Origin of the sequence: Acinetobacter sp. YH16053 (genome assembly GCF_013417035.1) — a bacterium.
Lineage (GTDB): Bacteria > Pseudomonadota > Gammaproteobacteria > Pseudomonadales > Moraxellaceae > Acinetobacter > Acinetobacter towneri.
Genome location: NZ_VPEP01000040.1, coordinates 1 through 7,604, shown reverse-complemented (window position 1 = coordinate 7,604; position 7,604 = coordinate 1). Strand labels below are relative to the sequence as shown.

6 protein-coding genes and 1 pseudogene are annotated in these 7,604 nt (G+C 29.6%); all 7 read right to left on the bottom strand.

Translation table 11 applies throughout. The annotated features are described in order from the left end of the window. A pseudogene (locus tag FTV43_RS16270) lies at positions 1–147 on the bottom strand (CmlA/FloR family chloramphenicol efflux MFS transporter); the annotation flags it as partial. Next, positions 140–988 carry a macrolide hydrolase EstT gene (gene estT / locus FTV43_RS16265; RefSeq protein WP_185148407.1) on the bottom strand — a complete coding sequence of 283 codons (849 nt, stop codon included), beginning with the start codon at positions 986–988 and terminating at the stop codon, positions 140–142. The pseudogene FTV43_RS16270 and the gene estT, both read right to left, overlap by 8 nt. A 249-nt stretch (positions 989–1,237) precedes the next feature. After that, complete coding sequence (gene abc-f, locus FTV43_RS16260; RefSeq protein WP_179991659.1) at positions 1,238–2,833, bottom strand: ribosomal protection-like ABC-F family protein; 1,596 nt, start codon at positions 2,831–2,833, stop codon at positions 1,238–1,240. Between the two features lie 539 nt (positions 2,834–3,372). Next, positions 3,373–3,588, bottom strand: coding sequence for a hypothetical protein (locus FTV43_RS16255; protein ID WP_150433344.1), 216 nt, complete (start codon positions 3,586–3,588; stop codon positions 3,373–3,375). Positions 3,589–3,597: 9 nt separating this feature from the next. Then, positions 3,598–4,020: a hypothetical protein gene (locus tag FTV43_RS16250; protein ID WP_150433345.1), complete on the bottom strand. Its 423-nt coding sequence runs from the start codon at positions 4,018–4,020 to the stop codon at positions 3,598–3,600. A 66-nt stretch (positions 4,021–4,086) separates the two neighbouring features. Beyond that, positions 4,087–5,094, bottom strand: a complete 1,008-nt coding sequence (locus FTV43_RS16245) for a replication initiation protein (protein ID WP_150433346.1) — start codon at positions 5,092–5,094, stop codon at positions 4,087–4,089. Between the two features lie 1,597 nt (positions 5,095–6,691). Beyond that, on the bottom strand, positions 6,692–7,396 hold the full coding sequence (locus FTV43_RS16240) for a hypothetical protein (RefSeq protein ID WP_125112982.1): 705 nt from the start codon (positions 7,394–7,396) through the stop codon (positions 6,692–6,694). Between the last annotated feature and the right edge of the window lie 208 nt (positions 7,397–7,604).

Genomic DNA, 7,604 nt, shown 5'->3' with positions numbered 1-7,604 from the left:
CGTGTTCAGGATGCCGGGCATCGCTGGAACGACAGGGAGATAAATATCCATCGCCAGTGAAGCGAGGATGTCGAAAGGAGCCATCAGCAGCAGTGCTGCCGGCAGCGTATAGGCCCACGCGGGGCGTTGTTTTTGTTTATCAGTCATTTATGTGTTTTTCTATTCCATCAATAATTGATTTCCAATCATCAACGTGTAATTCGTGTCCTGTACCTTCAAGGGTGATTAGATTTGAACCTTTTATTTTTTCTAGTAAAAAACCTGCATTCTTATAATGCCAAATTTTGTCGTCTGTTCCGTGGATAATTAAGGTGGGTTGTTTGATTTCGTTTAATCTGTTCCAATATTCTTCACCACCACCACCTTGCGATGCAGCGTGATTGAACATACTTATATAATTGTTGGCTCTATTGAACTCAGCTCTTATCAGTTTTTCACTTCTTTGTTTGTCAAATTGTTTCTTGCCACTCATTAATTCTGCACCCTGAATTAAATAGTTTACCACACTGTCTTCATTTGTCCAATTGACTGTACCTGCTTTACTATGGAAATCTAAAATACTCGTGTCCATTTCAGGTATAGTTGGGTCTGAGTCTCCCCAAGGGCCTGATGACATAAGAGTTAAGGAGTTAACTCTGTCGGCAAACTTTATTGATGCTATTTGAGAAATTAGTCCGCCCAAAGAAATCCCCACAAAATGTGCTTTGTCAATCTTGTAGCCATCCAATATTGAAATAGCGTCATTAGTTAAGTCAACAATATCGTATGGAGTAGAACCTGGTTCATAATTAGTGGATTTTCCTACATCTCTGTTGTCGTAACGAATAACAAAAAATCCTTTTTCAGATAATTGTTGGCAAAATTCAGTGTCCCAATACAGCATTGATACGGTTGCACCTGCTACCAAAAGGATTGCTGGATTTTTCTTATTTCCAAAACTTTCCGTACAGAGTTCAATGCCGTTTGTTTTAATTATTTTCTCTTTCATTTCTGTTTTCCTTTGTTTGCAACTGATTATTATCAGTCCTAAAATTAATATCCAAAGTAGTTTTTTTTTCATTTATCAATGTTTAACTGTTATGCTGGTATCTTTCACAATGCCCGCTAACGTTTTCGGGCTTTGCGAGGGAGCGGATTTTAGCATAAGACTTCCAAGCGAAGACGGAACTTTAAATATAACAAAAATCTTTGAACGGAAACAATAACCCGCTCTCTTGCAAAACCGATGTTATCGGCTTTACTTCATTAATTCAATAGTTCGTTCAATATTTATTTCTTGTAAGAACGTTTTATCGTGGGAAATTACAATTAAAGTTCCTTCATATTCATTGATTGCATTGGTTAAAATTTCGATGTTTTGAAGGTCTAAATTATTGGTAGGTTCATCTAAGATAATAATGTCGGGAGATTGATTAGCAATGTTTAAACAACACAACATTAACCGCATTCTTTCTCCGCCACTCAATGTATGACAAGGCTTATCCCAATCATCTTTTGAAAATAAAAAACGGTCTAATCTGATTTTTACTTCGTGTTCCTGAAGGCCGGTTTGATTAAATTCTTGAGCTTGTTCATAAATCTGTAAATGATTATTGATTAAAGAATAATCTTGGTCAATATAAACAGAATGACTTTCAGCAATAAATATTTTTCCTTCCGTTGGTTTAAGTTTTCCGAGTATTATTTGGATAAGTGTGGTTTTTCCTGTTCCATTTTTTCCGTTGATAGCAATTCGTTCACCGCTGACAATTTGAATGTTTAGAGGTTTCTCCCATAATAAACCTCCTGTTTTATATGCGAAATTGATATTTTCTGCTATAAACAGATTTTTACCTTTATGAAGATTGGAAGAATCAAATTCAAATTTCATTTGTTCTATATCAGAAACGGAAAGCCTCAAATCTTGAAGTTCTTCTTTTATACCATTAATTTTATCTGAATGAACTCCGGCAATTTTTGCTGAGCTTCTTTCAGCATTATTCTTCCAAGCATCTGATACTATCTTGGGAAGTCCAGCTTTTCCTAAATTCTTTTTTGCTCGAACATCTAATTTTTGTTGTCGTTCAATTGTTTTTCGCTCCTTTTCTTTCGCCTTTCTAAGTGCTTTTTCTTTGCTCTGAATATCTTGACTTAAGGCGTTTTGTTCAATTTCTTTTTGCTCTTTATAAAATTCATAGTTTCCGCCATAAACTTTAATTTCATTTCTGTTGAGCTCACAAATAGGATTTAATAACTGAAGTAACTCTCGGTCGTGGCTAACGATTATAAAAGTTGCTCTTGAGGTTTGAATAAAATCGTATAGTAAGTCTCTACTGGATTTGTCAAGATGATTACTGGGTTCATCTAATAAAACAAATGATGGTTGATGAATAAATATACCTGCGAGAAAGACTTTTGTTTTTTGTCCTCCACTTAATTCGCTTAATTTTTGAGATAGTGATAAATCAGAAATATCCCAATAGCTTAGGGCTTCTTGACATTTTTCTTCTATCGTCCAATCGTCATTTAAAAGGCTATAATTCTTTTCATCTACACTTCCGTTTAAAATTTCGTGTAAAGCATTGAGTTTGGTTTCAACTTGTAAGGCTTGGGCAATTGTCAAATCATTAAACTGACCGAAAATTTGAGGAATATAATAGGGTTTGGTTTCGGAGGAAATTTGTCCGTCATCAGGTTCTAATTCCTTGGCTATAAGTTTGAGTAAAGTAGATTTTCCAACACCATTATTGCCAATTAATGCAATTTTATCGGAATGGTTTACTGTCATACTTAAATTAGTAAACAGCGTATTTTTATTGGGATGTGAATAGGATAAATTTTGAATCGTAAGCATAATTAATTTCTTTTTGAGTTTAACAAAAGTGGGAGCCCAATTTTTTGAGCTGATTGTTAGATTGTCTAAGAAATTAATTTTTACATTTTCTGCTTACTTTTTATTTATGTTGCAAATATAATATTTTTTCTGAACTACTTTATTTCGTATTGCCGATAACATAGTAATTTACGAAGTAAATAATAGAAAAGTTTCGTGAAATATTCCCTATATCCGTATTTCGTGTAATTACTTTGTTAAAAGTAATAAATTCTTTGATAGTCTATATTATCTAAATAACATTTGTATGAATAGCGAGGTTTTTATTTAAAATTTTTAAATTCTCAATCATGGATCACGAAACTCTACAATTGATACTTTATTAATCTATTTCATTACTTAACATAATTCTTATTATACACCAAAGATTTTTAGGTTAAAACACTGATATTGTGAGAGTACCGTTTTGGATAAATTATTTTATAGCTAAAACTACTCTGAAAGGTGCATTTTTACGTTGAGAGAGGATATTCAAATCGGTCAACAGGTAGTGTAAAAATTTATAAATTTTTATTTATTTCATCTAAAATAGATAATTGATTTATAGAAGCTGACTTTTGTTTTTTGATTTCCTTTTCAATTTTTATTAAATGGTCGTTTCCGTGCTGAAAAAGTATATATTCTATATACTTTTTTAAGCTCATTCCGTTAGCACTTGCAAGAATTGATAAACGTCTTTCAGTTTCCAGATCTAAATCAATTAACTTTCTTTTCATTACATAAAGTTAAAATTGCCACCACTTTTTTTTCTTTTCCTGTACTTGTTTTGGTTGGTTAGATTCTGGCTCTTTTTTAGGAGCTTCCAACAGGAGAATTGTCTTTTGTAAATCTATTATTCTACCCTCTTTTTCTTGTAAAAGCAACTCTTTATTTTTTAATTCTTGTTCAAATAAAGCAAGTTTTGTCTTTAATGAGTTTACATCTTCTTGCCTCTGCCATATTTCGGCTATGTCATACTTTTGCCTCTGTGGTTTCTTGATATCTTTTAGAGGTTCGTATATAGAAAATAAGTAATTAACTTCTATTAATACTTTATTCCCTTTTTTTTGTAAGTATGGTACAGATTCAGAGTTAGCGAACAATCTTCTTATTGTCCTCTCGCTTTTTCCTGTTTTTTTTACAGCTTCTTTTACATCTATGTAATTCATAATAACAAAAGTTTGAAACTATGACAAAAGTATGTCAAAATATATAGATGACATACTTTTGTCACCCTACTTTTTCATGTGTTTTTGTTCAAAAATCTGCTCAGCTTTGTGTTTCAATGAACCAATAAGATATGCTTTTAGATTTTTGATTTCATATAGTACAGATTGAGCTTTTAATTCGACCAAGAAATCCAATAATTCTTCTTCGGACAGATGGTTGTACAAGCTTTCAAATAAGCTAAGATTGTTGTTTAATTCCTTATTAGTAAAATCGTAATTATATTTTAAATAATCTTCTATGTTTTTAGGGATAAACCAACGATTTGACATTTGTTTCATTGTTTTTTGTTTCTTCAATGATTCATCTTCAAATTGTGGTTGATGAATCGGAATAAAACGAATGCCTGTAATTTTACGACCTGTTTTTATTGTTTCATAATGAAAAGTATAAGGACTACATTTATCAAGTTCTTTTTTTGCAGGTTCGATAACTTTTTGAATAAAACCACCCGTTAACTTGTATTTATCAGCAATATTAAATATATCTTTTAATTTATCTATTGAATAATTAATAGGAGTTTTCTGATTAGATAATAATTCGTAAAAACGCATAGTATATACACTTTCAAATTCCATAGCTACTTTAAGTTCATACTTTTTAAAGCCTTTTGAAAAATCTAAAAATGCTTCTACTATTTTTGGATTTATTCTGAAAGTAGCAATCTCTGTATTTTTCTTAATTTTAGGCTCTGAAATTACTGAAATTAACTCCCAATCATTTTCATCTTCATACTCAAAGAATTTTTTAGCTAAATTTCTTAAAGCTGATTTTATTCGAATATGGTTAGTATCTGTTTCGTTTTGTAAAAATAATTTAATAGGCATACTAACAATGCTAGTATTTTGATTGTCTTGTTCAATAACTATTTTGTCTTTTAATTTTTGATTTTGTATTAATCCTTGAAAAAGCTCTACAAGACGATAAAGAATACGTTTCTCGTAAACAGAATAATCATATTTAGCAGTCGTTAAGATGTAAGACTGTAATACTTCTTTATTATTAATTTTAGACATAAGTTATAGTATTGAAAAGTAAATTTATATAAATACTATAACTTACACAAATATAAGTTATAGTATTTATTCAAAAAGTTATAGTTAACCATTTTCTATTTATTCAAAAAGTTATAGTTGTTTATTCAAAAAGTTATAGTTAGACTTTTTAATACCCTTGCAATATATATGATATATAAATATATATCCGTTTTTTGTCGAAAGTCGATAAGTAATGTTAGATAAGCTATGTTTAATTAATACAAAAACATGGTAATTTTTTAGTTTTTAAGGGTGTGATTTTCTTCAAAAAATCACTTTTGGGAGCTTGCGTGAAATGCACTGTTTTCGTTAGAGTGGAAAAACAAAAACAAATTGACGTGACTTTTTTATGCGCACCAGGGGGGGGGCGGATTTTTTATTTTTGATAAATTTATCTAATTTAATTAACTGATTTTTAATTCATTAATGTATTTTTGTTGCTCAAATTTAATGTTTAACCATAAATTTGAAAGCGAAACGATTTTAAAACGGCTTCTTTTGAGGTCGTTTTTTTTGCGTTTTAAGACATTTTATTTTTAATCATTAGGAAATTATAGCAAAAAGTATTTAAAGCTATTTAAAGCTAAATATTAACTATCCACAAGCTTATTCACTCCTTAATTTGAGTTAAAAACAAGTGGCTTTTTAATTATTAGATAAAATAACAATGAAGAATTACCAAAGTAAAACAAATCAAAAGAAAACAAAGGTAAGTTTCGCACCATTAAATTTTAGCATAAAGCCGTTTCACTTTTTATATAAAATTTAGTGATGCTGCACTTGTTGAAATGGCTTTCTTTTTTTTCGTTTTTTCTTTTCTAAAATGGTTTTTTTTAAGCTAAATTTTCTTAAAAAATATCTTAAAATTTCAATTAGATGCAAGATATGGATTTGTGTAGACACTCAAATCACAATATTGCCTTTTCAGAAAAAAGGAAAGTAAAAATCGGAACTCTTTTTTACGTGAAATTTGATAGTAATTGTGAGTAGCGAGAGGGAACTCCACACGATGGAGTTATAATATTGGTTATCATTGATTTAGTATTTTTAAAAAAATTAAATGTATGTTTTTTGTACATACATTTTAGTTTTTTTTCTTATATATGATTGCTAATCAATTTTTTATGTGTGTAATTATCTACATACATTTTGATATTTACTAATTTTGGAGAAAATTATATACAGAGAAAAATCGATCAAAATTGAGTATTCCGAATGAAAGTAGGAATAGCAAGCAGTAATCACGGAGACCGAGATTGGTTTTTATATTCCTATGATTTACAAATTGTTATAAATAATAATACATACTTTATAAATTAAAAAGTATGTATTATAAGTGTAACTTGTTGATATATAATGTTGTTAACTTACTCTCTAAAAGTATGTTTTTCAAAATAAGCAAGTAGTATAAAATGCATCGTTTTATTAATTTTTATACTAAAATCAGAAAATAGCAAGGTGTGTTTTTTGTTGCAAAAAACTTAGGATAATGACATGAAAAAACCTCCAAATGGAGGTTTATATTTTACATAAAAGGTGTTATAGCTTTTACTGAACCGAAGTTGTACGCTGTCTTTTATTCTTTACATAAATTTTCTCTAAGGATTTGTCCAATCCAACTTATACTAGCTACAATTTCAAAATCTGTAATTTCTAAACGATCTGCTAATATTTCATTATCTGATGGAATATATTTATCTCCATAATATTTTTCATCACCAACTTTAATATTGGGTTTTGTTACTCTGATTTCCATTAAGCCATATGATACAAATTCAGAACCACCATTGTCTAATTCCAATTCTTCAACATCATTTTCTATGAAAAACATTAAATCAGGCAACGGAGTTTTTTCAATAATATTTGTTCCTGTAATGAATTGGTCATAATCAATTTTTTTCTCTAAAAATGATTTAAAAAGTAAACCAGTAAGTGATGCTTTGTCTGTGTCTTCACACTTGTCAATAATAAATAATAATTTTTCGCCAACTTTTGTTCTATACTTTAAATCTTCTTCTATTTTATTAATTTGTTCTTCTATTTTATTTTCAGAAATTGATTTTAGTTCATATAAAAATGTAAGAATTTTTTTAAGAAATAGCTTATCCTTGATATTGGTTACTGTATTAAAAGTTCCTATAATTGTTGAAAGTAGTGGGACATCTTTTAGTAATCCTTCAGCAATATTTGAATCAATTACCACTTCAGTTAAGTCTTTGGTAACAGCTTGAAATTCTTTATCTTTTATGACTTGAATAAGATTTGTACCGAGTGAACTCATTTAATAATTTAGTTTTAGTAAGGTTGCGTACAACGGGAAACGCATTGGCGAAGTGGCGGATAAATTGAACCGAAAGTTCAATTTAGCAGTGACGTAGCCGATGTGTTTCCACAGAAGCTAAATTATTAAAAAAAAGCTGAATGTGGGACACATTCGGCGGAATAAAAAGCACAAAAGTTGAATTTTGAACTTAACCCGCCATTTTGCC